This is a genomic window from Streptosporangium sp. NBC_01639 (assembly GCF_045209755.1).
Classification (GTDB): domain Bacteria; phylum Actinomycetota; class Actinomycetes; order Streptosporangiales; family Streptosporangiaceae; genus Streptosporangium.
Genome location: NZ_CP109272.1, coordinates 6,711,790 through 6,735,955, shown reverse-complemented (window position 1 = coordinate 6,735,955; position 24,166 = coordinate 6,711,790). Strand labels below are relative to the sequence as shown.

The 24,166-nt window shown below is 71.0% G+C and carries 21 protein-coding genes; 12 read left to right on the top strand and 9 right to left on the bottom strand.

Annotated elements, in window-relative coordinates; all coding sequences use genetic code 11:
* Positions 1–17: 17 nt before the first annotated feature.
* The 3 genes from OHA77_RS30685 to OHA77_RS30675 all read right to left on the bottom strand — a co-directional run bounded on the left by OHA77_RS30685 (position 18) and on the right by OHA77_RS30675 (position 4,883).
* Entirely contained in the window at positions 18–2,909 is a 2,892-nt protein-coding gene (locus OHA77_RS30685; RefSeq protein WP_406312857.1) for an AAA family ATPase, read from the bottom strand.
* 181 nt (positions 2,910–3,090) lie between these two features.
* Positions 3,091–3,909, bottom strand: a complete 819-nt coding sequence (locus OHA77_RS30680; protein ID WP_406312856.1) for an SGNH/GDSL hydrolase family protein — start codon at positions 3,907–3,909, stop codon at positions 3,091–3,093.
* Positions 3,910–4,046: 137 nt separating this feature from the next.
* Positions 4,047–4,883 carry a TIGR03619 family F420-dependent LLM class oxidoreductase gene (locus OHA77_RS30675; protein WP_406312855.1) on the bottom strand — a complete coding sequence of 279 codons (837 nt, stop codon included), beginning with the start codon at positions 4,881–4,883 and terminating at the stop codon, positions 4,047–4,049.
* Between the two features lie 300 nt (positions 4,884–5,183).
* Here OHA77_RS30675 and OHA77_RS30670 point away from each other — a divergent pair, with 300 nt between their 5' ends.
* Together OHA77_RS30670 and OHA77_RS30665 are read left to right on the top strand one after the other, a co-directional pair.
* Positions 5,184–6,656, top strand: coding sequence for a M48 family metalloprotease (locus tag OHA77_RS30670; RefSeq protein WP_406312854.1), 1,473 nt, complete (start codon positions 5,184–5,186; stop codon positions 6,654–6,656).
* 149 nt (positions 6,657–6,805) lie between these two features.
* Positions 6,806–8,035, top strand: a complete 1,230-nt coding sequence (locus OHA77_RS30665) for a hypothetical protein (protein WP_406312853.1) — start codon at positions 6,806–6,808, stop codon at positions 8,033–8,035.
* Positions 8,036–8,054: 19 nt separating this feature from the next.
* Here the strand turns inward: OHA77_RS30665 and OHA77_RS30660 are convergent, their stop codons facing one another.
* A complete protein-coding gene (locus tag OHA77_RS30660; protein WP_406319899.1) occupies positions 8,055–8,684 on the bottom strand; it encodes a TetR/AcrR family transcriptional regulator in 630 nt (209 codons plus the stop codon).
* 154 nt (positions 8,685–8,838) lie between these two features.
* Here OHA77_RS30660 and abc-f point away from each other — a divergent pair, with 154 nt between their 5' ends.
* From abc-f to OHA77_RS30630, 6 genes are all read left to right on the top strand, one after another.
* Entirely contained in the window at positions 8,839–10,431 is a 1,593-nt protein-coding gene (abc-f, locus tag OHA77_RS30655) for a ribosomal protection-like ABC-F family protein (RefSeq protein WP_406319898.1), read from the top strand.
* Between the two features lie 66 nt (positions 10,432–10,497).
* Positions 10,498–11,403, top strand: coding sequence for a virginiamycin B lyase (locus OHA77_RS30650; protein ID WP_406312852.1), 906 nt, complete (start codon positions 10,498–10,500; stop codon positions 11,401–11,403).
* A gap of 292 nt (positions 11,404–11,695) precedes the next feature.
* Positions 11,696–12,001, top strand: coding sequence for a hypothetical protein (locus tag OHA77_RS30645; RefSeq protein WP_406312851.1), 306 nt, complete (start codon positions 11,696–11,698; stop codon positions 11,999–12,001).
* Between the two features lie 69 nt (positions 12,002–12,070).
* The gene (locus tag OHA77_RS30640) at positions 12,071–14,662 is read left to right on the top strand and encodes a hypothetical protein (protein ID WP_406312850.1); all 2,592 of its coding nucleotides are present in this window, start codon (positions 12,071–12,073) and stop codon (positions 14,660–14,662) included.
* Positions 14,663–14,815: 153 nt separating this feature from the next.
* Entirely contained in the window at positions 14,816–15,052 is a 237-nt protein-coding gene (locus OHA77_RS30635; RefSeq protein ID WP_406312849.1) for a hypothetical protein, read from the top strand.
* 152 nt (positions 15,053–15,204) lie between these two features.
* Entirely contained in the window at positions 15,205–15,450 is a 246-nt protein-coding gene (locus OHA77_RS30630) for a hypothetical protein (protein WP_326824707.1), read from the top strand.
* Between the two features lie 81 nt (positions 15,451–15,531).
* Here the strand turns inward: OHA77_RS30630 and OHA77_RS30625 are convergent, their stop codons facing one another.
* A complete protein-coding gene (locus tag OHA77_RS30625) occupies positions 15,532–16,161 on the bottom strand; it encodes a uridine kinase (RefSeq protein WP_406312848.1) in 630 nt (209 codons plus the stop codon).
* Positions 16,162–16,587: 426 nt separating this feature from the next.
* Here OHA77_RS30625 and OHA77_RS30620 point away from each other — a divergent pair, with 426 nt between their 5' ends.
* Positions 16,588–16,878: an isoamylase early set domain-containing protein gene (locus tag OHA77_RS30620; protein WP_326824709.1), complete on the top strand. Its 291-nt coding sequence runs from the start codon at positions 16,588–16,590 to the stop codon at positions 16,876–16,878.
* 188 nt (positions 16,879–17,066) lie between these two features.
* Here OHA77_RS30620 and OHA77_RS30615 read toward each other — a convergent pair whose 3' ends face one another.
* Positions 17,067–17,516 (bottom strand): DUF6789 family protein, encoded by a 450-nt coding sequence (locus OHA77_RS30615; protein ID WP_406312847.1) that lies wholly within the window; start codon positions 17,514–17,516, stop codon positions 17,067–17,069.
* Between the two features lie 27 nt (positions 17,517–17,543).
* Positions 17,544–18,683 (bottom strand): acetate/propionate family kinase, encoded by a 1,140-nt coding sequence (locus OHA77_RS30610; protein ID WP_406312846.1) that lies wholly within the window; start codon positions 18,681–18,683, stop codon positions 17,544–17,546.
* Between the two features lie 400 nt (positions 18,684–19,083).
* On the opposite strand from OHA77_RS30610, the gene OHA77_RS30605 reads away from it, so the two are divergent.
* Positions 19,084–19,455 (top strand): STAS domain-containing protein, encoded by a 372-nt coding sequence (locus OHA77_RS30605; RefSeq protein WP_406312845.1) that lies wholly within the window; start codon positions 19,084–19,086, stop codon positions 19,453–19,455.
* Positions 19,456–19,691: 236 nt separating this feature from the next.
* Positions 19,692–19,964 (top strand): hypothetical protein, encoded by a 273-nt coding sequence (locus OHA77_RS30600; protein WP_326824713.1) that lies wholly within the window; start codon positions 19,692–19,694, stop codon positions 19,962–19,964.
* Positions 19,965–20,206: 242 nt separating this feature from the next.
* On the opposite strand, the gene OHA77_RS30595 is transcribed toward OHA77_RS30600, so the two are convergent.
* Together OHA77_RS30595 and OHA77_RS30590 are read right to left on the bottom strand one after the other, a co-directional pair.
* On the bottom strand, positions 20,207–20,650 hold the full coding sequence (locus OHA77_RS30595; RefSeq protein ID WP_406312844.1) for an ATP-binding protein: 444 nt from the start codon (positions 20,648–20,650) through the stop codon (positions 20,207–20,209).
* Complete coding sequence (locus OHA77_RS30590) at positions 20,643–20,969, bottom strand: STAS domain-containing protein (RefSeq protein WP_406312843.1); 327 nt, start codon at positions 20,967–20,969, stop codon at positions 20,643–20,645. The genes OHA77_RS30595 and OHA77_RS30590 overlap by 8 nt, the downstream gene beginning before the upstream one ends.
* A gap of 65 nt (positions 20,970–21,034) precedes the next feature.
* Here OHA77_RS30590 and OHA77_RS30585 point away from each other — a divergent pair, with 65 nt between their 5' ends.
* Positions 21,035–24,157, top strand: coding sequence for a SpoIIE family protein phosphatase (locus OHA77_RS30585; RefSeq protein WP_406312842.1), 3,123 nt, complete (start codon positions 21,035–21,037; stop codon positions 24,155–24,157).
* Positions 24,158–24,166: the final 9 nt, after the last annotated feature.

The window sequence follows — 24,166 nt, the reverse complement described above, 5'->3', positions numbered from 1 at the left end:
CGCCCCAACTTTCCCGATCAAGGTCCTGCGGGGTGGTCCAGGTGGCGGGCGAGCTCCGTGCGCGAACGCGCGCCGAACTTGCGCATCGCCGCGCCGAGATGCTTGTCGACGGTCTTCGGCGACAGGAACATCTCTCTGGCGATCTCCTGGTTGGTGAGTCCAGCCGCGGCCAGCCGCGCCACCTGCTGTTGCCGTGCCGACAGGGAGTCGTTCGCCCCGTCGCGCGACGGGGCGGGAGGAGCCGGGCGCAGGCCCCATCGCCGGGCCAGCCGGGTGGCCCGATCCAGGTCCCATCGCGCGCCCATCCCGCCGTACACGGTGATGGCCGCCTTGAGGGTGGGTTCCGCGGCGGGGTCGCCGAGAGCGAAGAGGCAGGCCGCGGCCTGCTCGTCCGCCTGGGCCGCCTCGTAGGGGGCCGGTAGCCGCCGGAAGTCGGCGGCGGCGGCCGTGAAGTGCTCCGCGGCCTCGCGCCACCGCTGCTCCGCGGCGGCCATGAGCCCGCGGGCCTGCCGCAGCCCCGCCGGAGCCAGCGGCGCGTCCAGCCCCAGCAGCCGGGACTCGTACCGATCCACCACCTCGGCCGCCTCCGCGGGCCTGCCCGCCGCCAGCAGCGCCTCGACCAGCGCGGGAACCGCCCGGACCCCCACCGGCCAGAACCCCTTGGTCTCCCACAGGGCGGCGGCCTCCGTGATCTCCACGATGGCCTTGCCGGCCTCACCGCGGGCGGTGGCCACCCGCAGCAGCATGCTCACCGGGAACGGGAGCAGATCGACGTCCCCCATGCCCAGCACTCGTTGGACGACCTCGCGGAGCAGGTCCTGGGCGGCGTCGAGCCGGCCGGGAGCGGGCGCCAGGCAGGCCGCCACGGCATCCAGGAGGGTCAGCTCGACGGGGCGGTCGCTGCGCCTGTGACGCAGCATGTCGATCGTCTCGCCCAGTCCGTCCCAGTCGCCTCGGCAGTAGGCCACCATCGCCAGCGAGGCATGGCAGCGGAACTCCGCCCCGCCGGTGACGTCGTAGCTCGACGCGCCCTCCCGCGCGATGGTCAGCAGCCGTTGCGCCACCTCGTGGTGCCCACTGAAACAGGCTTCGCCACCGATGGAGCGGTAGGCGTTGACCTCCCCGCGGCGCCGGGCGAGACCACCGGTCTCCTGCACGACGCGTTCGGTCAACCCGGCCCAGCGCGGGTCGCCGACCGCGGTGAACACCATCGCCACCTTGCCCAGCACGAGGAGACGGGTGGCGGGATCGTCGATCGCCGGCAGCGTCTCCAGCGCCTGATCCAGCCACGCCAGGTGCTCGGGCAACGGCACATCCGGCACGGTCGGCAGCCCCAGGGCCACCATGGCCCACGCCGCCAGCTCGGGCCGGTCGGCCAGATCCCCGAGCGCGTCGGCGAACATCCGATACCTGGCCATCAGATCGGTCCGGGTCACTTCGAGATGCATCCCGAGCAGGAACCGCAGCTCACCGCGGACCGGCGTGGGGAGGACGTGTTCGAGCGCCTCCGAGAGCAGGCCGGTGACGTCGGGCACATGCAGCAGCTCCGAGACCGCCCACCCCAGCCTGATCGCCAGGATCGCCCGGCGCTCGGGTTCCAGGTCCGCATGGCGCAGTACGTCTTCGAGCAATCGTGCCGCCTCGACGTCGTTGCCCAGCTCGAAGGCCCGGTCGGCGGCCTCCGCGGCGACGTCCACCCATTCCCCGAGGCGGCCGGCCTGCCGGAGATGGTGTGCCACCCTCCCCAGCGGCACCGGGCGCAGGCCTTGGACCGCGGTCGCGGCGGCGGCGTGCAGTGCCCGCCTGCGCCCCAGCGAGACGCTCTCGTGGACCGCCTGGGCCGCCAGCACGTGCCGGAACCTCACCACCCCGTCCCGCTCGGTGAGCAGCCCGGCCTCCAGGACCTCGTCCACCGCGGCCATCGCATCGGCCTCGGGCAGCCCCGCGACCTCGGTGAGCACCGCGACCGGCACCGCCAGGTGCAACACCGCGGCCGCCTCCGCCGCCGCCCGCGCCCCGGCCGACATACGGGCCACCCGCTCCTGCACCGAGGCCCGCACCCCGATCGGCACGTCCAGAGAGTCGAGGGCGCGGCGTGCCCAGCCGCCCTCCCACCGGATCAGCGTCCCCCGTGACCGCAGCAGCGCCAGCAGTTCCTGGATCGCCAGCGGCAGGCCGGAGGCCCGCGTGCACAGGTGCGCGGCGAACTCCGCGGAGATCTCCGCACCGTCCAGGATCGCGGCCGCGAGCGCGCGGGTCTGCGTCTCGTCCAGCGTCGCCAGCGCGATGTGCTCATGGACGACCGTGTCAGCCGGGCGCGCGGTCAGCGCCCGTACCCCGGCCGGCGCCTCCTCGCCCCGATAGGTCAGCACGACCGACAGCGCACCCGGCGGATTCGCCAGCAGGTACGCCAGGAATTCGACGGTCTGCTCGTCGGCCCAGTGCAGGTCCTCGACCACGAGTACGGCGGGACCGAGCGCGGCCAGCACCGCGCCGAGTCCGCGGAACAGCCGATGCCGCTCGGCCGCCCGATCGTCCAGCGGTTCGGGCGCTCCGGGAAGGACGTCCGCCAACTCGGGAAACAGGGATCTCAGCGCACCGGCCACCGGCGACAGCGCCACTCCGGCCAGGTCGCCGCCGCTGGACCGCAGCGCCTCGACGAGCGGCCCGAGCGGGAACGGTTCCCTGATCTGGCTGCACCCGCCGTGCAGAAACCGCAGCCCCGCCGTCTCCGGCCGCGCCGCCAGCTCCGCGACCAGGCGGGACTTGCCGATGCCCGCCTCGCCCTCGACCACGACCACCGAAGGCGGCGCGGCCACCGCGGCGGCCAGCCGTGCCAGCGGAGCCTCACGCCCGACCAGAATCGGAGAGACCACCCGGCCCACGACCCTACGCTCGTCCGCGCTCATCGCTCCGCATTCAGCCCCCGGTCCCGCCATTTGGTCCTCGCCGTAACCAAGCGATATCTAAGTCCCTAATGCCACAAAAGTCACTATTGCCAGGACCTCCCGCCGGTCAGAGCGGGAGATCCGCGCACGATCGAGGCGGCCGGTCGCCCGTACGGCGAGGGCGGCGGTGGCCGGTGCCGTGCTACACGGCGAAGACGGCGTTGTAGGTGACCTCCGCGAGCACCTGCTGGCCGGAGGCGTTGGGGTGGAAGTAGTCCCAGGTGCTGATCTGGGAGAGGGCGAACGGGTAGCCGAAGACGGCGCCGCCGTCGTAGCGGCAGGTGATCTGCTCGGCGCAGACGGCGGCCAGCACCGCGTTGAACTCGGTCACCCGCGTGCGTACCCGCTCACGCCTGTCGACGTCGGCCTGGGCGGTGGAGCGGGGGTTGGCCAGCATCGACTTGCAGATGCCGAGGGTCGCCCAGGCGGCGCGGGCCGAGGAACTGTCCTTGCCGACCTCCCAGAGCCGCTTGATGTCGGGGATGCTGGAGACGAAGATCTCCGCGGTGGGCAGGCCGGTGGCGAGTGTCTGCATCGCCGTACGGAACCTGGCCTCGAAGTCGGCGACCGAGGTCATCCCCGACTCCGACGAGGTGCAGGCGTCGTTGGCGCCGATCAGGATCGTGACGTAGCCGGCCCCCTGGGAGACGGCCTGCTGGGCCTGCCCGGCCAGGTCGGCGACCTTGGCGCCCGACCGGGCGTCGTTGTGGGCGACGACGGAGGGGTTGTCGGCCCGCAGGCGCCGGTAGTGGCTGTCGACCGCCGAGTTGGACCCGGTGGACCAGGATCGGGAGGGGCAGTCGAGATAGAAGCCGCAGGCGTTGAACCCGCGGGTGATGGAGTCGCCCATCGAGGCCATGGCGCCGATGGCGGCCGACGAGGTGTCCGCCACCGCGGTCGCCGGGACGGACGTGAGGATCGCTGCCGCGATGAGCGTGAGGGTGCGGCGGGGGACGTTCAATCTGGCCTCCAGGGTTTTCCCCCGATCGACTCTGCTGACCAGAATGTCGGCCCGTTGCACCGGTCTGACAAGAAGCCATTACATGTTACTGACGAGTTAGTAAGGACTCTTTTCGGCCACGCCCGGACGTGGGCGGGTCATTCCCCCCGCATCCGGGCGAGCGCCGCCTCGAAGGCGTCCATCTCACGCTCGACGCGGCCCAGCCCCGCCGAGGGCAACCACGGCAGCACGACGGCCACCCCGGCCTTCTCGCACTCCTCGAGAACCGCGGGGTCCGAGGGCACCGACATCATCACCACCTGGACGGACCGGCCCACCTCGTCGGCGCGCCTGAACAGCTCCGCCGCGCGCTCCAGGACGCCGGGGCCGTAGTTCGGCAGCCAGCCGTCGCCGTAGGACAGCACGCGGTCGAAGACCGTGGGTCCGGTGCCGCCGACCAGCACGGGCGGGTAGGGCCGCTGGGCCGGCTTGGGCCATGACCAGATCGGGCCGAAGGACACGAAGTCACCGCGGTAGTCGGCCTCGTCCCGGGTCCAGATCCGCTGCGCCGCCTCGACGTGCTCCTTCATCACCGCGAACCGGCGTGCCGGATCGACCCCGTGGTGACGGATCTCGGGTTCGAGCCAGCCGGCGCCCACGCCGAAGACGAACCGCCCACCGGTGAGAGCGTCGACGCTCGCCACCGACTTCGCGAGGGTGATCGGATGGTGCTGGGGGACCAGGCAGATGCCGGTGCCCACCCGCAGCCGTGTCGTGGCCAGGCCGGCGGCGGTGCACGCCACGAACGGGTCGTAGGTGTGCCGGTACTTACGGGGCAGCGGGCCGCTCTCGGGCCGCTGGGGCGGCGCACCGACCGGGATGTGGGTGTGCTCGCTGAACAGCAGCATCGCATGGCCACGCTGCTCGATCATCCGGGCGATCTGGGCCGGATCGACCGCGTCATGGGTCGCGAAGTAGCCAAAACCGGAGTCCATCGCCCCAACGTATCCCGGCACGGCCGCATGTTCCGGGCGACACTCCCGCAGGGGAGCGACCGAGGACACGCGGTCCCGTCGAGGTCCTCCGTCAGGAGGACCACCCGTGGGGAGGCGACGGCCCGAGGACAGGCGGCCCCGTCGAGGCCCTCCGCCAGAAAGACCGCCCGTGGGGAGGTGACGGACCGAGGAAACGCGATCTTGTCGAGGTCCTCCGTTGCGAGGATCACCCGTGGGGAGGCATGGGGCTCCACTAGGGTCTTGCACACTTATACGCCTCATCACGGAGTTTCTCCTCATATGACCACCGCGTTCCGGGCCACGCTGGCCTTCGCCCTCCTCGCCGGCTTCTATGTCCTGGTCGGACTCGTCCTGGCGGCCGCCGTGTTCTTGGACGTCTCACTGTTCGTCGACTTCCACGCCCGCGCGCTGCAGTTCGGCGCGCTGCTGACCCTCGCGGCCGGCGCGCTCGTCCGCGCGCTGTGGATGGTCAGCCGCAGAAAGAACGGCGAGCAGCCCGGCGTGGCGGTCTCCCGGGAGCAGGAGCCGGAACTGTGGCGGACGGTCGAGGAGCTGGCCCAGCGCGTGCAGACCTCGCCGCCCGACGAGATCCGCCTCGTCGCCGAGGTGAACGCCGCGGTCTCCGAGGACACCCGCCTGCTCGGCCTGCGCGCCACCGGGCGTCGCATGTACATCGGCCTGCCGCTGCTGCAGATCCTCACCGTCGACGAGATGCGCGCCGTACTCGGCCATGAGCTGGGCCACTACAGCGGGGCGCACACCCGTCTCGGCGCGCCCGTCTACCGGGGCAGGGTCGCGCTGGTCGCGGCCGTCCAGGGACTGGGCGGCCATCCTCTGGTGCAACGGCTGTTCTTCACCTACGCGAAGCTCTACCTGCGCGTCTCACAGGCCGTCTCGCGTAAGCAGGAGCTGGAGGCCGACGGATTCGCGGTCGCCATCGCGGGCCGGAAGGCGATGGCGGGCGCGCTGCGCGAGATCCACATCGCCGCGCTGGCCTGGGAGCGGTTCATGGACCGCTACATGGCCCTGGCCGGAGCGGGCGGCAACCGTCCGGCGGAGGTGCTGGCGGGCTTCCGCGCCCTGCTGAACGACCCCGCCGGGCAGGCCGAGCTGGCGAGGGCCGGCGAGGCGCCCGAGGAGACCTCCCCCTACGACTCCCACCCCAGCCTGCGCGAGCGGCTCGCCGCGATCGCCCTGCTGCCCGAACCGGGGCACCCGCCCGACCCCCGCCAGGCGACCGCGCTCCTGGTCGACCCGGCGATCGCCGCGGCGGCCGTCGAACTGACCGTCTGGAGCCCCGAGGCGCTGGCCAGGCTGCGGCCGGTGTCCTGGGATGACCTCGTCGCGCAGGGGATGTACGGCATGCGCAACGCCGAGGCGCTGCACGACCTGTCCGTCGCCGGCCAGCGGGTCATGGGAACTCCCCGGCCCTACCTCGACGCCGCCTTCGAGGCACTCGCCCGGGGACGGCACGCCGCACTGGAGGCCGAGCTGCGGCAGCTCGGCTGGAAGCCCTCCGACGCACTGCTGGCAGACGTGCTGGGAAAGGCGCTGGAGGCGACGCTGATCCAGCATGGCCAGGCGCGGTGGACGCTCTCCTGGTCGACTCCCGCCCGGCTGCTGTTCGCGGACGGCGAGGAGGTCACGGTGACCGCGTATGCGGCCAAGGTGGCCGCCGAACCCTCGGAGGTCCCCGGGATGCGCGCCTGGCTGGCGGAGCTGGGCGTCGCGCCCGACTACGCCCCCGCCTGAGGCGACAACCCCTTTCCGGGGACCACGGGATCCTCACCCGAGTTTTTAGCATCCTTGTGACAGCCGACGGCGGTGGACGGAGGAGAATAAGGACAGATGCCGCAAAGTGGGCGAAACATATCTTTTCGCCACGCCGAGAGGACGCACCGATGATCACCATCGATATTCCGAACTGGGCTGCTCGGATGCGCGCCTGGAGGCGTGGCCGCCTGTGGAGCCGGAGCGAACTCGGGGAACGGCTGGCCGGCACCGCGGACGAGGCGACCCGCGACCGCCTGCCCGCCCAGGAGGAACTCGCCGGGATGGTCCGCTCCTGGGAGGCCGGAGAGCAGCGACCCGACGAGCTGTACGCGGAGCTGCTGTGCCGCGCGTTCGACATGAACGAGGCGGAGCTGTTCAGCGGAGAGGCGGCCGGCACGACGCTCTGGCATCACCTGACCGGCATCCCGCTGCTGGCGGGGGCGTTCTCGGCCGAGGACGAGGAGCGCGCCGGCCGGGCGATCGAGAATCCCCACCGGGCCGACGACCAGACCGTGGCCTACTTCCAGACCGTCCTGCGGGCCTACTCACGATCGGATCTGCGCCCCGCCCGCGCGGTCGGCGCCCTGTCCCCGCTCTTCACCGCGGTCGACGGGCTGCACCGCGACGCGGGATCGGGTGTCCGCCAGGCCCTGCTCATGCTCAGCGCGGAGGACGCCGAGCAGATCAGCCGCATGCACTACGAGGCCGGCGACCTCGACGAGGCGCTGGCCTGGTCGGACCGGGCCATACTCGCGGCGCACCAGGCCGGGGACGAACGGCTCGTGGCGTACACGCTCGCCCGCCGAGCCGGTCTCCAGGACGCCCGGAGCAACCCCGAGCAGGTGATCGGCCTCGCCGTCGCCGCCCGTGAGCACCTTGACTCCCCGCATCCGCTCGGCCGTTCTCCGCATCCGCTCGACGCCATGGCACGCAGCCACGAGGCGCAGGGCCACGCCCTGGCCGGAGCCGAGGACATGTGCCACCGCCGCCTGGAGGAGTCCGCCGAGGAGTCCGGACAGGTGCCCGAGGAGAGCACGGAGGACGACACGCTCAAGGTGTCCGACCAGCTTGCCGGGCTCCACAACACCCTGGCCGCCGGATGTCTCATCCAGCTCCACCATCCCGCCGACGCGATCGAACTCCTGGAACGGGATCTCCACGAGGCTCCGTCCACCTACCTCACGGCCTACACCATGGCCTGTCTCGCCCACGCCTACGCCGACGCGCACGAAGCCGAGCGTTCGGCCGGAATCGCCCGCCAGGCCCTGACGCTGTCCCGCCGGACCGGTGCGCGCCGGGCCCTGGAAGAGCTCCGCCTCGTCCGGGGCGGCCTCTACCAGCGGCCGCACCCGCGGTGACGGCCGTCCGGCGGCACGCTCAGTCGGGACGGTCCGGCGAGACCTCCCGGGACGACCGGAACACCCCGGCACGGGCCGCGGCGAGGGCCGCGGCGGCGGCACGGTCGGCCACCTCCTCGTCCACCGGCTCCCCGCTGATGAACAGCCGGTAGTACACCGGTGCGACGGCGGTCCGGACCAGGTCGGCGGCATCGGTCCCGTCGGGCAGTTCGCGGCGCTCGATCGCCCGGGCGACGAGGATGGCCGACTGCTCGTGACGGGCGGCGAAGAAGGCGTGCAACGCCCCGGCCACGACCGGGTTCCGCGATGAGGCCGCGATGAACGCCGTCGAGACCGGACCCGCCTCGGGGTCGGCGAAGCCGGTCACCACCAGGCGGGTGAGCTCCCGCAGGTCCCCTTCGATCGTGCCGGTGTCGGGAACCGGCCACGGCTCGCCGCCCGCCAGGTCGAGGGCGTCCGCGGCGAGCCCCTCCACGCTGCCCCAACGCCGGTAGACCGTGGTCTTGTGCACGCCGGAGCGCAGGGCGACGCCCTCCACGGTCAGGCCATCGAACCCCTTCTCGGCCAGCTCCGCGAGGGTGGCCTCGCGCACGGCTCCGCGCACCCGGGCGGTGCGCCCGCCGGGCCGTGCCGTCCCGTGTGATGTCACGTTCACCTCCGGTTGCATGAGTTGCGGCACATCAGGCATACTCCATCTTAATGCAACTCGGTAGCATTAAGAAGAGAGCAAAGGAGCGCAGCGGCCATGGACCTTCTGTCCGGCACCACCACGACCTGTTCACCTCGTCTTCCGGAGGACCGTCCTGTCCACTCAGCTCACCCTGCAAGGAATCTCCAAGTCGTACGGCGAGCGGCCGGTTCTCGACCACGTCTCCTTCTCCGTCAGACCCGGTGAGCGCGCCGGGGTCGTCGGCGAGAACGGGTCGGGCAAGTCCACCCTGCTGCGGCTGATCGCCGGTGCCGAGACGGCGGACGACGGCGAGATCACCGTCGCCGCCGCCGGGGGGATCGGCCACCTCGGACAGAGCATCGGCCTGCCCGCCGACCAGACCGTCCAGCACGCCGTCGACGCCGCGCTCGCGGAGCTGCGGTCCATGGAACGGCGCATGCGCGCCCTGGAGGAGGACCTCACCGAGGACCGGCTGGCCGAGTACGGCGACCTGCTGAGCGCCTACGAGACGCGTGGCGGTTACGAGGCGGACACCCACGTGGACAAGGCGCTGCACGGCCTCGGGCTCGGGCACGTCGGCCGCGACCGTCCGCTGGGCGGACTGTCCGGCGGGGAGCAGGCCAGGCTCGGACTCGCCTGCCTGCTGGCCGCCTCCCCGGAGATCCTGCTGCTCGACGAGCCCACCAACCACCTCGACGCGGCCGGGACGGCCTGGCTGGAGGAGCGGCTGCGGAAGCACCGGGGCACGGTCGTCGTGGTCTCCCACGACCGGTTCTTCCTTGACCGGGTGGCCACCTCGATCCTGGAGGTCGAGGAGGGCAAGGTGACTCGGTTCGGCGGCGGCTACGCGGGGTTTCTGGCCGAGCAGGCGGCGGCCCGGCAGCGGTGGGAGCAGGCCTACGCCGACTGGTGCGAGGAGATCAGGCGGGTGGAGACCTTCGCGGCGACCACGGCGCACCGCGTCGCACCCGGGCGGGCCATGAAGGACGGCAACAAGATGGCCTACGACCGGGACGCGGGCCGGGTGCAGAGCTCCGTCGCCGGCCGGGTCCGCCAGGCTCAGGAACGCCTGCGCCGACTGCGGGCCGATCCCGTGCCCGAGCCGCCCGCGCCGCTGCGCTTCGGCGGCGTCTTCGGGCGCGGCACGGCCGACGGACCGGTCGCCGAACTGCACGCCGTACGGGTTGGAGCCCGGCTGGCCGTGGACTCCTTCGCCGTCGAGCCAGGACAGCGGCTGCTGGTCCACGGCTCCAATGGCGCGGGCAAGTCCACTCTCCTGCGAGTCCTGGCCGGCGACCTGCGGCCCGACGGCGGTGCCGTACGGCGCCGGGGACGGATCGGCTACCTGCCGCAGGAGTCGCCCCCGGTCCGGCCGGGGCTGAGCGTGCTCGACGCGTTCGCCGAGGGCCGGGCGGGCCACCGGGAGGAGCACGGCGCGCGGCTGCTGTCGATGGGCCTGTTCCGGCCCGACGACCTCAGGACGCCGGCCGAAGCCCTGTCGGTCGGTCAGCGACGGCGGCTCTCCCTGGCCAGACTGCTGGTCGGCGAGGCCGATCTGCTACTGCTCGACGAACCGACCAACCATCTCTCGCTCACCCTCGTCGAGGAGTTGGAGGAGGCCCTCGACGCCTATCGGGGCGCCCTCGTGATCGTCTCCCACGACCGGACGCTGCGCGGCCGCTTCACCGGTACCGAGATCGGGATGCGCGACGGCCGTCTCGTCTGACGTCCGCTCGCCAAGCCCGTCACAGACGACCTCGGCCCCGGCGGCCGAGCCCAGGAAGGATTCACCATGTCACACGACCTGACCGTCTCACTCGAAGAGCTCTCCGTGTCCGGTCCGGACGCCGGGCCGTACGGGATCACCGCCGGCCCCGACGGGGGGATGTGGTTCACCATGAACCAGGCGAACGCCATCGGCCGGATCGGCATGGACGGAGAGATCGGCTCGCATCGACTCGATCCGGGCTCCGGGCCGACGGTCATCACCTCCGGCCCCGACGGCGCGCTGTGGTTCACCGAGACCGGGAGCCACCGGATCGGCCGGATCACCACGGACGGGGAGATCGGCTCGTTCGCGCTGCCGACGCCGGACGCCGGGCCGTACGGGATCGCGACGGGAGCCGACGGCGCGCTGTGGTTCACCGAGATCAACGCCGGTCGGATCGGCCGGATCACGACCGAAGGCACGGTCGCGGAGTTCCCGCTGCCGGTTGCGGGGGCGTTTCCGTCCGCGATCGTCACCGGTCCGGACGGGGGGATGTGGTTCACCATGAACCAGGCGGACGCGATCGGCCGGATCGGCGTGGACGGCGGCATCGCCGTTCACCCGCTGCCGACCGCCGGGGCCGCTCCCGTGGGCATCGCCGCCGGGACGGACGGCGCCCTCTGGTTCGTCGAGATCGGCGCGGGCCAGATCGGGCGGATCGAACCGGGCGGCCGGATCGACGAGTTCCCGCTCCCCGACCGTGGAGCACGTCCCCACGCCATCGCCGCCGATCCGCACGGCGACCTCTGGTTCACCGAATGGGGGGCCAACCGCGTCGGACGGATCACTCCCGGCGGCCGGATCGACGAGCACGAGCTGCCGACCCCGTCCTCGGAGCCACACGGCATCGCGGCCGGGCCGGACGGCACGCTGTGGGTGGCACTGGAGATCGGAGCGCTCGCCCGGATCATTCCCGCCACTCTCCATTGAGCGGGCCGTATCGAGTTTTCCCCGATTGCCGACACGGTTCTCCGTAACATCCATCACAACAATTCTCAAATTGTGTGAAGCATGGGCACATGGGACAGTTGATCTAAATGATGTTGTAGAGGGTTGGAGTGACCGCGTTGGGCGCCGACAGGGCGGGAGACCAGAGGACTACCCATGAGGGTGGAGCTCCAAGGCTCACTCGGGGAGCGTTGGAGGGCGATCGGCGGGCGGCACGGCTTCGGAGCCGTCGTTCGACCGGACGACCGCCTCTGACCGAGCAGGAGGTGCATAGGTGACGGAGCCCGGCTACTCCGTGGAGCGTTCGGCGCTGGACCGGAGGGCCGCGATCGCCGGGGAACAGCGCGATAACGTGATCCGGGCACGGGAGGTGCTGCGTGCGGCCTTCGACCGGGATCGGCGCACCCTCGGAAACGATCAGTACGGGGCCGAGCTGGAGAAGCAGCTGCCCGAAATCGAAGCCGGGATCTTCGGCGCCTTCGACGTCTGCATCTACGGGCAAGATGAAAGGGCCGCCGGGCTGCGTGCCAGTGCCGGAAGGTACGGGCAGGCCGATGACCCCGGTGGCAGTGGCGGCTGATCGCCTGTGGGGTTCGATGGGATTCTGACCCCGGATTGGGCCAAGCCGTATATCGGCTGGGTGGTCGGGATGGACTGGCCCGAGGGGGACGAGGAGGGGTGTTTCCGGCTCGCCGACGCCTGTGTGATCGCCGCGCATGAGGTCGTTGCGGGCACCTGGGCCGACCTGCCGCGGAGTGCGGACAAGATCGGCCAGGCGTGGGACGGTGCGGCGCACACCGCTTTCGCCGAGCATGTCACCCGGGTCGCGGGCGGGCAGGTGGCCGATCTGGTCAACCGGCTGATCGGCGCCGCCGTCAGGTTGAACAACGTCGGGGTGCAGATCCAGTACGCCAGGTACATGATCGAGGCCACCGTGTGGCTGCTGATCGTGCAGGTGGGCTACCTGCTGGCCATGGCGGTGGCCAGCGGGGGCGCGAGTCTGGCGTTCATCCCGGTCCGGGTGCGACTGGCCCGGCTGGCGGTCGGGCAGATCGTCCGGCGGGCGCTGGCCAACATGGTGCTGTTCGCCGCCATCGTCGGCGGGATGGAGGGCGGGGTCCAGGCCCTGCAGATCGCCCGGGGCCGCCGCGACGACTTCGATGAACGGCAGCTGCTGATCTCCGCGGTGACCGGCGGGGCGATGGGCTTCCTGATGGGCGGGTTGTCGGGTGGGCTGACCCATCTGGCCTCCCCGGCCCTGCGGGCGGGGTTGTCGCGGGCGGAGATGAGCGTGGCCGAGAAGTTGCTGGCCGCCGCCACCAGTTCCCTGTTCGGGCAGGCCGTGCAGTACGCGCTGACCGGTGGCCTCACCACCGCGGGCGGCATGTTCATCAGCGGCGACTTCGACTGGGACCTGCTCGCCAAGGCCGTCACCTCCAGCGCGCTGGGCGCCGACGGCCAGCATTTCACCACGACCCTCCCCCACGGCAGCCCCCCACATGGTGGCCCCCCACCGCCGCCCGGAAGCTCCCCGCCACCCGGAGGCCCCCCGCCTCCACCCAGTGCAAGCACGCCCGGCGGTCCTCCCCACAGCGGCCCCCTACCCGGCGATGGCCCGTCTCCATTCGCCCATCCCGAACCCCCCGCCCCTGACTCCCCGCCCGGCCCCGGTCCCCTGCCCGGTCTCGAACCGTCCAGGGTTTCCGAACCCCCCAGGAGGGACCCCGAACCGTCCAGGGATTCCGAACCGTCCGGGAGGGGTTTCGACCCCCTCACGGGCACCGCCCGTGACACCACGTTGAGCAACGCCACCACCCCGGAGACGACGTCCTTCTCCTCCGCTGCTCACGACGGCCCGCACCCTGACCGTCCTCATCACGACGGCCCCGCGAGCACCAGTACGACCACCGTGGCCGCAGGACCGCTGAACACCCACTCCGGCGGTGCCGCCGAACCCGGGACCAGCCCACGCGCCCCCGGCGACACGGGCACGACCAGTCGCGAACAGCGGCCCGCCACCGCGCCCGCACGCCCCACCGACCAACCCGCCGCATCCCACCAGCCGTCGGCGGCCCCACCCCGGGACCCGGCACCTCCTGCGGGCAAGCCCGACGAGGTGCTCTCCCCCTCCCGCACGGCGGACGCTCCACGAGACCTCGATGCGACGACCCCGCCGGCACGGGCCGGTGGGGACGCCCCGCCGGTGTCCCGTCACAGAACCTCCGGTGACGAGGCTCCGGCCGGCCGGATCGAGCGGCTGCTCAACCCCACCGCGAAGCCCCCGGCCACCGCGCTCTCCGACAGTGCCGGACCGCCCGCGCCCGCCCACCCGCACGTGCCCGGCACATCCGGCGGGGCCGAACCCGCCGGCCCGGTTTCGAAGGGGACTCCACCGGCCGCCGAGATGGCCATCACGCGCGTGTGGGGGGCCGACGGTGCGGTTCCGGAGCAGGTCGTGCGGCAGCTCGCCGATCTACGCCAGACACCTGAGCGCCTGGAGGAGGTGGCCCACCGGATCGACGCCCAGGCCCACGCCGCCGATCCGCACCGGGTCGCCGCACTGATCGACGCACAGCACGCGGCGTGGTTCGCCGACTCCCGGGGCCGAGCCGTCGTCGAGGCCGGAGAGGGACGACTCGGCCACTTCAGCTGGGTGCCGAGCGGACCCGACAGGGCGGATGGACTGATATGGGTAGACAGGCCTGGCTATCCGAGAAACGACTTCGCCGCGTGGATCCGCGGGATCGGGCCCGAGCCGGGGCCGCGGGCCAGGATGAGCTGCTGGGAGGCCGCCATGTTCATCGCCTACCTGGCCGGTGGGATCGACAAGGCCTGGCTGGAACGCATTCATGCCGAGGCGGCCGCCGCCAGATGGCCCGATGGCGGCGGAAACTACTACGGCACAATGATGGATCGCCTTGTCCCCGGCTCGCGCGAGCCTTACGTGATCGATCCGGCCACCGGGATCGGCGGACCCGACATTCCGGCGGGACATGTGATCTTCCTTGATGACATGTTCCATGTCGTGACCAGCGCCGGCACCCGTGACGCGCAGGGCCGGCAGGAGGTCCTCAGCCACTGGTTCGGCCCGGAGACGGGCCCGAACCCCGACGGCATGATGGAGCGGACGACGCTGGAAGAGCTGCTGCCGAAAATGAAAGAGGAAAAAGAGCTGGCGCGGAATTTCACCGAGACCGTCGTTGAATCCGGGATGCCACCGTGGTTGTTCGAGGGGCGGTAGGCCACGGCATGGACGATGGGCATCCTCACCAGGGCGAGAATCGCGTCGCCCCGCCCGACTGGACGGCACCCGACGCCGACGAGCGGCAGCGCCACGACGTCCGACCGGACCGGTGACGGGAATCGGTGCCCGATGCACGGGTATGGATACCGGATGAGCATTCAGCAGGAACTTCATCAAGTCGAAGAGGATCTGAAGAGGCTCCGGGACGAGGTGGCCGAGATGCGCGGGCAGGTCGGCGATCTCGGGCCGACGGACCCCGCCGAACGGTCTGCACTGATCAACATGGCCGACGAGCAGGAGAATCTGGCCAACGAGCTGGAGGCCCGGCGCGACGGGCTGCTCAAACGGATCGGCGACAGCGGTCGCATCGACTCCCAGCGCCCCTGACCCGGTCCGTCCGGATTCGATACGGCGGGCAGCTTTTTCGGACATCCGGTTACATGTGACACCGAATGGTAACGATAACAACGAACCATCATCGGGGGGATGAAATGATCAACAAGCTTCACAAAATGGGCCTGAGATCCAGCACGATGTACATGGCTGGACTCGTGTCGATCGGCATGTCGGTCGCGGCATGGCTGGGCTCGGAGTCGCTCGAACACGCCGGAAGAGACCGGGCGGACCGGTGGGGAATCTTCATCGGCGAGTGGGCACCGACGTTCTTCGCGATCGGGGTCGCCCTGCGGATCGAGGAGACGCACGCCGACACCCAGGCGGTGAGCGGGGAGATGATGGAGGAGACCTACAGCGAGGGCCGGATGCCGTCCCGCGCCGGTGTCTGACCGGACGAACACGGGCGAGCGGGTCGCGATCCGGGGGACGCGGCCCGCTCATCCACACCCACTCCCGGCCGGTGGCCGGTCTCACGGCCTCCTGACGATCGCCGGATGCCTGGGATCGTCGACGCGGACCACGACGTCAGCGGTGCCGACCGGCTCCGCCTCACGCTCATAGCGCGCATAGGCGGGCAGCGTCCACTGCTGTTCCGCACCGGTCCGCCGGGCCAGCGCGCCCGGCGAGAGCCACAGGTGAACGGTCAGATCGAAGGGCAGCCCCCGCCCCAGCAACAGCGCCCCGTCCAGTAGCAGCACCCCACCCCGAGGCACGGTGACGTACGGCGCGCGTGTCGCCCTATCGACGACGCTGTCCCACAACGTGGGCAGGATCTTGCCGGAGCGGCCCGGTTCGAGCGGGCCGAGCACTTCGCGGACCAGGGCTCCGGAGTCGAGCCAGTCGGTGTAGAAGGCGTCCGGATCGGTTCGGCCGTATTCGTAGCGCAGCGACGCCGGGCGCAGGAAGTCTCCGGAGGAGACCCGGAGGACCTCGCGACCACGGAGGCGGAGCGGGTCCACCAGCGCGTCCGCGAACTGCTCCGGCCGCGCCGCCGGAGCGCCGTCGAAGGCCACCCGAACCCAGGAGCCCGGAGCCGCCGAGGCGACCCGGTCGGCCAGTTCTTCGACCAGCAGGGCGGGGGAGATGGGCCGTATGTCCATAAAGCCCATCTTCCACCGACACCCTCGGACGTCGCGGTGCCTCGGGCGCGGAGCGTCCCCGGCGAGTCACAAGAGCCCCTCCGGACGCCTCCCCGCCGACGGCCCGTGCCCCCATTCCGGTACGGCTCGGCCGAAAGCGGAAGGGAGAAAAAGCTCCGTTCACGCGATATGGGTCAGTCAATCATCATGATCCAGTCAAATTCGGGCGTTATCCGGCTCAAAAGTTGGCGCAGCGTGTTGTCAGTCGATTACTGGCGGTAACGATTCCAGTGGATCGTACTGGCGTGGCCGCGACGGAACGTCGGCCTTCCGATCGTGGACCGCCTCCAGGGCGCACATTCGGGAAGTCGGCGGAACCTCCGCGCCCTCTCTTCACAACGATCTCGGCAGGCCACTCATGGAGACAGTGATGTCAGGAGAACTTCAATGATCAAACGCGGTAAACCCACCAAGAACGGGCAGGTAAAGATCACCTTCACCGTGCCGGCCGAGCAGCCTCTGGGCGGGATCTCGCTCGTCGGCGACTTCAACGACTGGGATCCCTACGCCCACCCGATGCAACGCAAGAACAACGGCACCTACCAGGTGAGTCTGACCGTTCCGTCGCAGCAGCCCATCCGCTTCCGCTATCTGGCGGACGGCGGTGTGTGGTTCGACGACGCCGACGCCGATCAGCACGACGAGCACGGCGGGCACCTGAATCCGGTGGCCCGATAGGACCAACGGAGGAAGCGTCGCAGCATCCGCCTCGCGAAGATCGCCACCACGGCCATCCGCGGTTCCGGCGGACCGCGCCGCAGGACAGAGTTCCGCCGTCTCCACGATCGCCATTCGCCGGGACGGCCTCCCCCCTCCTGTCCTGCACGACCTGGAGACGGTCTCCATCACGCGGTTCCCGCCCAGCCTCACGTCCGGGCGGCGTCGTTGAGGTGGTTCACCGCGAGGACGAGCACGGCGCCGTACACCACATGACCGGCCGCCATCACCACGGGACGGCCCGGCCGATCCGCTGAGATCGGCGGCAGGATGCCCATCCGTGGCACCCACCCCTGGTAGCTGACAAGCCAGATGGCCAGCCCGTAGCCGACCCCGAGGAGCGCAGGCGGACGTCGTCGCCGGCAGACCAGGGCGAGCAGGGTGCCGCACGCCGCACCGAAACCGACATGGGTGACCGCGCCCAGCACGCCCTCGCCCGGCTTGGACCGGTGTTTGCGGCCCGGCAGGAAAGCACGCGCAATCCGCTTCGGCGGCTGGTCCGGCATCAGGCCCACCCGGCTTCCGGCGAGCATCACCGCACTCATGGCCGCGGTGGCGAGCGCACCCCCGACGGCCCCGTTCGTCAGTTCACGCACCATGACCTCACCCCCGTACAAATCTTCGCGTCACCCGGACACGTCTGCGGACGTCCCGCCGATCGCGGCGGTGGTGTCCCGGGCGAGCTGCAACTCCTCGCGTGGCCGTACCACCAGCACCGGCACGGCGGCATCCGGCGAGCTCACCGCCCCGTCGGTCTCCGGGTCGGCCCCCGGAGCGGCACGGGCGGGCGGATCGACGCCGAGAAGTCCGAGCCTGCGGCAGACGGCCTCCCGGACCTCCGGCTGGTCCCAGCCGATCTCCCCGGTGAACACCAGCGCGTCCAGCCGATCCAGACTGGTCGCGGCGGCGGCGATCTCCCGGCTCACCCGGTGGGCGAACACCTCCAGCGCCAGCGCGGAGGCCCGGTCACCGGCGCTCACCAGGTCCCGTGTGTCACCGGATCTGCCGTCCGACAGCCCGAGCAGCCCGGACCGGTGCTCCAGCCCGTCGCGCAGTTCCTCAAGGGAGAGCCGGTCGTCGGAGAGGAGCCACAGCAGCATGCCGGGATCGACACTCCCCGATCGCTTACTCATCGGCACCCCCTCAAGGGGCGTGAAGCCCATGGAGGTGTCCACGCTGCGGCCCTCCCGGACCGCGCAGACCGAGGCGCCCCCGCCGAGGTGGGTCAGCACGAGGTGCAAGGTGCCGGCGGGTCGTCCCAGCAGTTCCGCCGCCCGCCCCAGCGCCCAGGAGTAGGACAGCCCGTGGAATCCGTAACGACGCAGGCCGTAGCGGCTCCTCCACTCCGACGGCAGCGCGTAGGTCGCGGCGCTCTCGGGCAGGGCGGCGTGGAAGGCGGTGTCCGGGCAGAGCACGTGCGGGATCCCGGGCAGCAGGCGCCGGCAGGCCTCGACGAGCGCGAGGGCGGGCGGCACGTGCAGCGGAGCGAGATCGGCGTACCCGCGCACCGCAGCCAGCACATCGTCGTCGACGACCGTCGGCCGCCGTACGGCGTCGCCACCGTGCACCAGGCGATGACCGACCGCCACCGGCTCACAGCCGGGCTCGGCGTCGAGGAATTCCGACACCGCCCGTTCGACACCGGCCGGATCGGGACTCTTCTCACTGTGCGCGGTGCGCAGGACCTGGCCGTTTCGGGCCAGGTGGAGCTGGAGGCTCGATGATCCCGCGTTGACGGTGAGCACCGCCGGACCGATGGTTGCCATGGTTTCCGGGTGCCCGCAACGGCACGAGGCAAACGACCCACCGGATTCGGATGACCGGTCCGGGCCTTCCTCGGGGAGATCGTCTCTCCCGCCGGACACGAGACGTGCGCTCGAACGATTACTCATAGTAACTATTTTCGGCCGGTCATCGGGGCACGGACGCGAGCGCCCGGCTCCCGGCCGCCACCCGGGCCGGCCGCCCCCTCCGGAGAACGCGCCACCGGCGCCCCGCGGGAAGGATCTCCGAACGGTGGCGGCCACCCCCGAACAGCCTGGCCGGAGCATTCCCCTCGCCCCGTTGAAGCACCCCGAACCATCGGCGTACGGTGGTGACAGTGGTTTCCGTTTCGCGGCTCCCCACAGGGGTGCTGTCTCCAACAGCCGTGGACAGCGGGGCATCATGACTCGACTTTCCATCACGGTGAGCGACCACCCGCGGTTCTCGGTGGTGTCGCTCACCGGCGATCTGGACAAACCGGCGGCGCCGCCGCTTGAGGAGGCGCTCACCGCGCTGCTGACACGCGGACACGTCAGGATCATCATCGATACGACGGAGCTGGGTTTCTGCGACTCCACGGGAGTCTGGGTGCTCCTGGCGACCATGCGCCGCGCCTACGAGCAGAACGGCTGGCTCCGCCTTGCCGGGGTCAACGGGTTTCTCGGCCGGATTCTGGAGCTGACCCGGCTGCGCGCGGCGTTCCCCATCGACCGGGATGTGGACGAGGCGCTGCGGCGGCTCGCGGAGAAGAGAGACGTCCCGGTCCCCCGATGACCTCCGGAGCCATCGCAGGCTCCCATCCACCGCGACCACTCGGATGACCTCCGGAACCGCCACGGCCCCGTACATACCGCGACCACTCGGATGACCCCGGAACCGTCACCGGCTCCCGCACACCGCGATCACTCGTCCGGCCGAGCCGGAGACACGTCCCCGCACGGTGCGTGACCAGCGGCTCCGCGCCTCCTAGTCTGATCGCACAGGTATGCCGATCCCGGGGGGAACCGAGGATGTCCCGCGTCCGTATCACCATGGACAACGCCGCCCTGCGCGACGTGGCCATGCGCGCCGCCACCGGGAAGAGACCGCGGTTCGACGCCCGCACCACCCAGGTGGTGCAGCGGATCATGGCCTCCCACGGCGGCGCACCGGTCGACGAGGTGGACAGGGCACTGCGGGCGGCGCTGCTGCAGCTTCCCGGGATCCAGCAGTTCGACGGAGCGCAGATCCGTGGGTGGGCCATCCAGATCAGCCTCCGGCAGGACCCGCTGGCAGAGACCTGACCTCCTCCCCGGCCCGAGGTCCGAAATTCTCCCGTCGCGTCGCGGTTGGGCAGCGCGCGAGGGTGGCCGGGCATCGGCCGCGAAGGAGGGCGGACCGTGCAGGGCTGCCGGCCGCCAAGGAGGACGGGCCGTGCAGAGCTGCGGCCACGAAAGAGGGCGGGCCGTGGCGACGTCAGCCGGGCAACGCGGCGGACCGCGGCGACGTCAGCCGGATAAGGCGGCGGACCGGACCGTGACGGGAGTCACCCGCGCATGATGGTGAGCCGGACCGTGGAACCGGCCGGATCACACAGGATCTCCACCTCGTCGCACATCTGGCGCATCAGCCAGAGCCCGTAACCGCGACGGGATCCGACCGGCGGCGGGGTCATGCCAGCCTTGGTGTCGGTGAGCCGTCCCGCCTGATCGCTGATCTCCGCGACCACCTGATCGGCGGTGCGGCGCAGGGTGACGGCGCCGGCCGTACCGGCGTGGTCGAGCACGTTGTTGATGGCCTCGCTGACGGCCAGGAGGAAGTTCATCTCACGCATCTCGTCGAGCCCTGCGGGCTTCAGGAAAGCACGCACCTGGCCACGGAGCTCCGCGAGGCCGCCGACGATCGGGAAGGACAGGGTATGAACGCCCTCCGCATCGGACCATGCGACCTCCGAAGCCGTCCCGGTGTGCTCCGTACCGGCCTCAGCCACGAGACTCTTCGACAATCCGGATGACCTGGTCGAGGGCGGAGACCTGAAAGAGCGCCCGCAGATGCCGGCTGACGCCGGAGAGGACGAGCTCCGTGTCCAGGCGCGCCGCGTCGGCGTGCGCGTCGAGCAGGGCGACGATGCCGGAGGAGTCACAGAACCGCACGTCGGTCAGATGGATCACCAATTTGCCGGATGGGGAAGCGAGGCTCTCACCCACCGCCGCGGCCAGAGCCTCCGTCGCCTCGCGGTCAAGATCTCCGGTCGGGACGAGAACCGGGGAACCGTCGGGATCCGTCCGTCTGTCAAGGCGAATGCCCATGTCCTCACCGTTGGATCTCGTTGCGAACCAGGTATCGTCAGATTACCTGATACGCGGGGAGTGAGATGCAGAAGGAGACCCCCTTCGGCGGGGAGATGGGCGAGCGGATCCGCGCATACGACTGGGCCGCAACTTCCCTGGGAGCGATGGATCAGTGGTCCACTCCCCTCAGGGGCGCCGTCGACATGGCGCTCTCCTCCCGCATGCAGATCGTCCTGTTCTGGGGACCGGACTACATCGCCGTCTACAACGACTCCTACATCCCCACCATCGGCGCGAAGCACCCGGCCGCTCTCGGCCGCCCGGCCGTGGAGAACTGGCAGGAGACCTGGGACGTGCTGCGTCCGCTGCTCGACCGGGTCCGTGAGACGGGCGAACCCTTCTGGCACCAGGACCACCCTTTCCTCCTGGTACGGCACGGCTTCCTGGAACAGACCTACTTCGACATCTCCTACGGTCCCATACGGCTGGCCGACGGAACGGTCGGCGGGGTGCTGTGCCTGGTCAGCGAGACGACCGGCCGGGTTCTCAGCGAGCGCAGGCTGCGCGTACTGAGCCGGGTCGGCGCGGCGACCAGTGGCATGGTCACCCGGCAGGAGGTGGCGCAGGCCGTCGTCGCGACCCTCGGCGAGGCACCCGACGACGTACCGCTCGCCCTCGTATATCTCCTCGGCGACGACGGTGAGCTGCGGCTGGCCGTACCCCATGACACGGCTCCAGCACGGATCGGCCAGGACGACCTCCGGTGGCCCGCCGGCAGCCGGGACACCGTCACGGAGCTCCCCGGCGAGCGTTTCGGGGTGCCCGGCCAGGTGATCGCCCTGCCCCTCACCTCGGGAACCGGCGTTCTGGGCGCGCTCGTATGCGGCACGAATCCGCTGCTGCAACCGCACGGGGGCTACCAGGAGTTCTTCGAAGTGCTCGCGACGAGCGTGGCGCGGGCGCTGTCCTCCGCCGAGACCCACGAACAGGGGCGCCACCAGGCGCAGGCGCTCACCGAGCTCGACAACGCCAAGACCGCGTTCTTCGCCAACATCAGCCATGAGCTGCGCACTCCGCTGGCGCTGATCCTCGGCCCGCTGCAGGAACTGCTCGACGACTCCTCCCTCTCCGCCGAGCACCACACGGTCCTGCGTGTGGCCCGCCGCAACGCGCTGCGGCTGCTCACACTGGTCAACGACGTGCTCGACTTCACCAGCATCGACTCCGGCCGCGCCCGCGCCCGCTACCAGCCGACCGATCTGGCCGAACAGACCGCCGAGCTGACCAGCCTGTTCCGCTCGTCGATGGAGAAGATCGGGCTCACTCTGCGCCTGGAGGGCGGACGGCTGCCGGAGCCGGTCCACGTCGACCGGCGCATGTGGGAGAGGATCGTCTTCAACCTGCTCTCCAACGCGTTGAAGCACACGTTCACGGGCGGCGTCACGGTCGGCGTCCGGTCCAGCGCGGGCCACGCCGTGGTCACGGTCTCCGACACCGGGGTCGGCATACCCGACCACGAGCTCCCGCACCTCTTCGAACGCTTCCACCAGGTCGGCAACTCGCCGTCGCGCGACCACGAGGGGACGGGCATCGGCCTGGCCCTCGTACGCGAGCTGATCACCCTGCACGGGGGGCGGATCGAGGCCGACAGCCGGGTCGGCGGGGGGACGACCTTCACGATCACCCTGCCGTACGGGTCGGCTCACCTCCCCCACGACCAGATCGACGACGCGGCGACGCCGTACCGGCCGGGACAGAGCGAGACGGTGTGGCTGCCCGTCCCGGACGAGCCGGCGGTGGTCCGGGGACCGGCCGCCGCGCCCGAGACGGAGCCCGGCGCCGGCCGTCCCGCCCGTGAGCGGATACTCGTGGCCGACGACAACGCCGACCTGCGCGGATACCTCGTCCGCCTGCTCAGCCCGCACTGGACGGTGACGGCGGTCGCCGACGGCGCCGCCGCGCTGGACGCGGCCAGGGAGCAGACCCCCGACCTGGTCATCGCCGATGTGATGATGCCCGGCATGGACGGGCTGGAGCTGGTGCGCAGGCTGCGCGCCGACCCCGGCACGCGGAGTGTGTCGATCATGCTGCTGTCGGCGCGGGCCGGTCAGGAGGAGTCCCTGACGGGTCTCACCGCGGGGGCCGACGAATACCTGGTGAAGCCGTTCTCCGCCCGGGAGCTGCTCACCCGGGTGCGCGGCGTCCTACGGCTGGCCGCCGCGCGTTCCCGGCACAACCGCCAGCTGCGCGAGCTGACCGAAGCCGCGCTCGCGATCAACGAGGCGTCGACGGTGCGTGAGGTGCTGGCTCTCACGGAGAAGTACAGCCGGCTGCTGACCGACTCCCCCCAGGCGAGGGCGGCACTCGGCGACCTGCCGGCCGAACCACCGGGCATCGCCGTCCCAGCCGAGACCGCCGATGCCGACGACACGGTCCTGCGGCAGCTCTCCCAGCTCACCACCGCGCGCCTGGAGAATCTGGAGCAGCTGGAGGTGGAGCACCGGATCGCGACCACGCTGCAGCACGCTCTGCTGCCCGAGGTTCCCGCCATCGACGGTGCGGAGATCGTCGGCCGCTACCTCCCGGGCAACGACGACTCCAGCGTCGGCGGCGACTGGTACGACGTCATCCGCGTCTCCGACGACGAGGTCGTGCTGGTGATCGGCGACATCGTCGGCAAGGGGGTCAAGGCCGCCGCGAGCATGGGCCAGATGCGCAACGCGCTGCGCGCCTACGCCCTGGAGGATCCCGACCCCGGCCGGACTCTCGGCCGTCTCAACCGGATGACGACCGGCCGCTACGACCGCATGCACGGAACGGTGCTGTGCGTGCAGCTCTGGCTGTCGACCGGGCGTCTGCGGTATTCCAGTGCGGGTCATCCACCCGTCCTGATCTGCAGGGCGAATGGCGAGGCCGACTACCTCGACGGCGCGCTGGCCCCGCTGATCGGCGCGAAACCGTCCACGGTCTTCTCCACCGCCGAGACCCGCCTGACCCCCGGCGACCGGCTGCTCCTCTACACCGACGGCATCGTCGAGAAGCGGTCCGCGGACATCCTGACCGGCATGGCCAGACTCCGCGACGAGATGGCGAGAGCAGCCGGCCTCGGCCTCGACGCCCAACTGGAGTCGCTGCTCGCCCTGATCGACGGCGAGGACCACCGCGACGACGTGGCCCTGCTCGGCCTCGCCCTCGCCCTCGCGTGAGAACCCGCC

Excerpts from the sequence above, each read along its gene's own strand:
- OHA77_RS30590 (WP_406312843.1), bottom strand. The coding sequence starts at position 20,969 with ATGGGCATTCGCCTTGACAGACGGACGGATCCCGACGGTTCCCCGGTT.
- OHA77_RS30615 (WP_406312847.1), bottom strand. The coding sequence starts at position 17,516 with ATGGTGCGTGAACTGACGAACGGGGCCGTCGGGGGTGCGCTCGCCACC.
- OHA77_RS30670 (WP_406312854.1), top strand. The coding sequence starts at position 5,184 with ATGACCACCGCGTTCCGGGCCACGCTGGCCTTCGCCCTCCTCGCCGGC.
- OHA77_RS30600 (WP_326824713.1), top strand. The coding sequence starts at position 19,692 with ATGTCCCGCGTCCGTATCACCATGGACAACGCCGCCCTGCGCGACGTG.
- OHA77_RS30665 (WP_406312853.1), top strand. The coding sequence starts at position 6,806 with ATGATCACCATCGATATTCCGAACTGGGCTGCTCGGATGCGCGCCTGG.
- OHA77_RS30585 (WP_406312842.1), top strand. The coding sequence starts at position 21,035 with ATGCAGAAGGAGACCCCCTTCGGCGGGGAGATGGGCGAGCGGATCCGC.
- OHA77_RS30620 (WP_326824709.1), top strand. The coding sequence starts at position 16,588 with ATGATCAAACGCGGTAAACCCACCAAGAACGGGCAGGTAAAGATCACC.
- OHA77_RS30640 (WP_406312850.1), top strand. The coding sequence starts at position 12,071 with ATGGACTGGCCCGAGGGGGACGAGGAGGGGTGTTTCCGGCTCGCCGAC.
- OHA77_RS30630 (WP_326824707.1), top strand. The coding sequence starts at position 15,205 with ATGGCTGGACTCGTGTCGATCGGCATGTCGGTCGCGGCATGGCTGGGC.
- OHA77_RS30675 (WP_406312855.1), bottom strand. The coding sequence starts at position 4,883 with ATGGACTCCGGTTTTGGCTACTTCGCGACCCATGACGCGGTCGATCCG.
- OHA77_RS30650 (WP_406312852.1), top strand. The coding sequence starts at position 10,498 with ATGTCACACGACCTGACCGTCTCACTCGAAGAGCTCTCCGTGTCCGGT.
- OHA77_RS30635 (WP_406312849.1), top strand. The coding sequence starts at position 14,816 with ATGAGCATTCAGCAGGAACTTCATCAAGTCGAAGAGGATCTGAAGAGG.
- OHA77_RS30625 (WP_406312848.1), bottom strand. The coding sequence starts at position 16,161 with ATGGACATACGGCCCATCTCCCCCGCCCTGCTGGTCGAAGAACTGGCC.
- OHA77_RS30685 (WP_406312857.1), bottom strand. The coding sequence starts at position 2,909 with ATGAGCGCGGACGAGCGTAGGGTCGTGGGCCGGGTGGTCTCTCCGATT.
- OHA77_RS30605 (WP_406312845.1), top strand. The coding sequence starts at position 19,084 with ATGACTCGACTTTCCATCACGGTGAGCGACCACCCGCGGTTCTCGGTG.
- OHA77_RS30610 (WP_406312846.1), bottom strand. The coding sequence starts at position 18,683 with ATGGCAACCATCGGTCCGGCGGTGCTCACCGTCAACGCGGGATCATCG.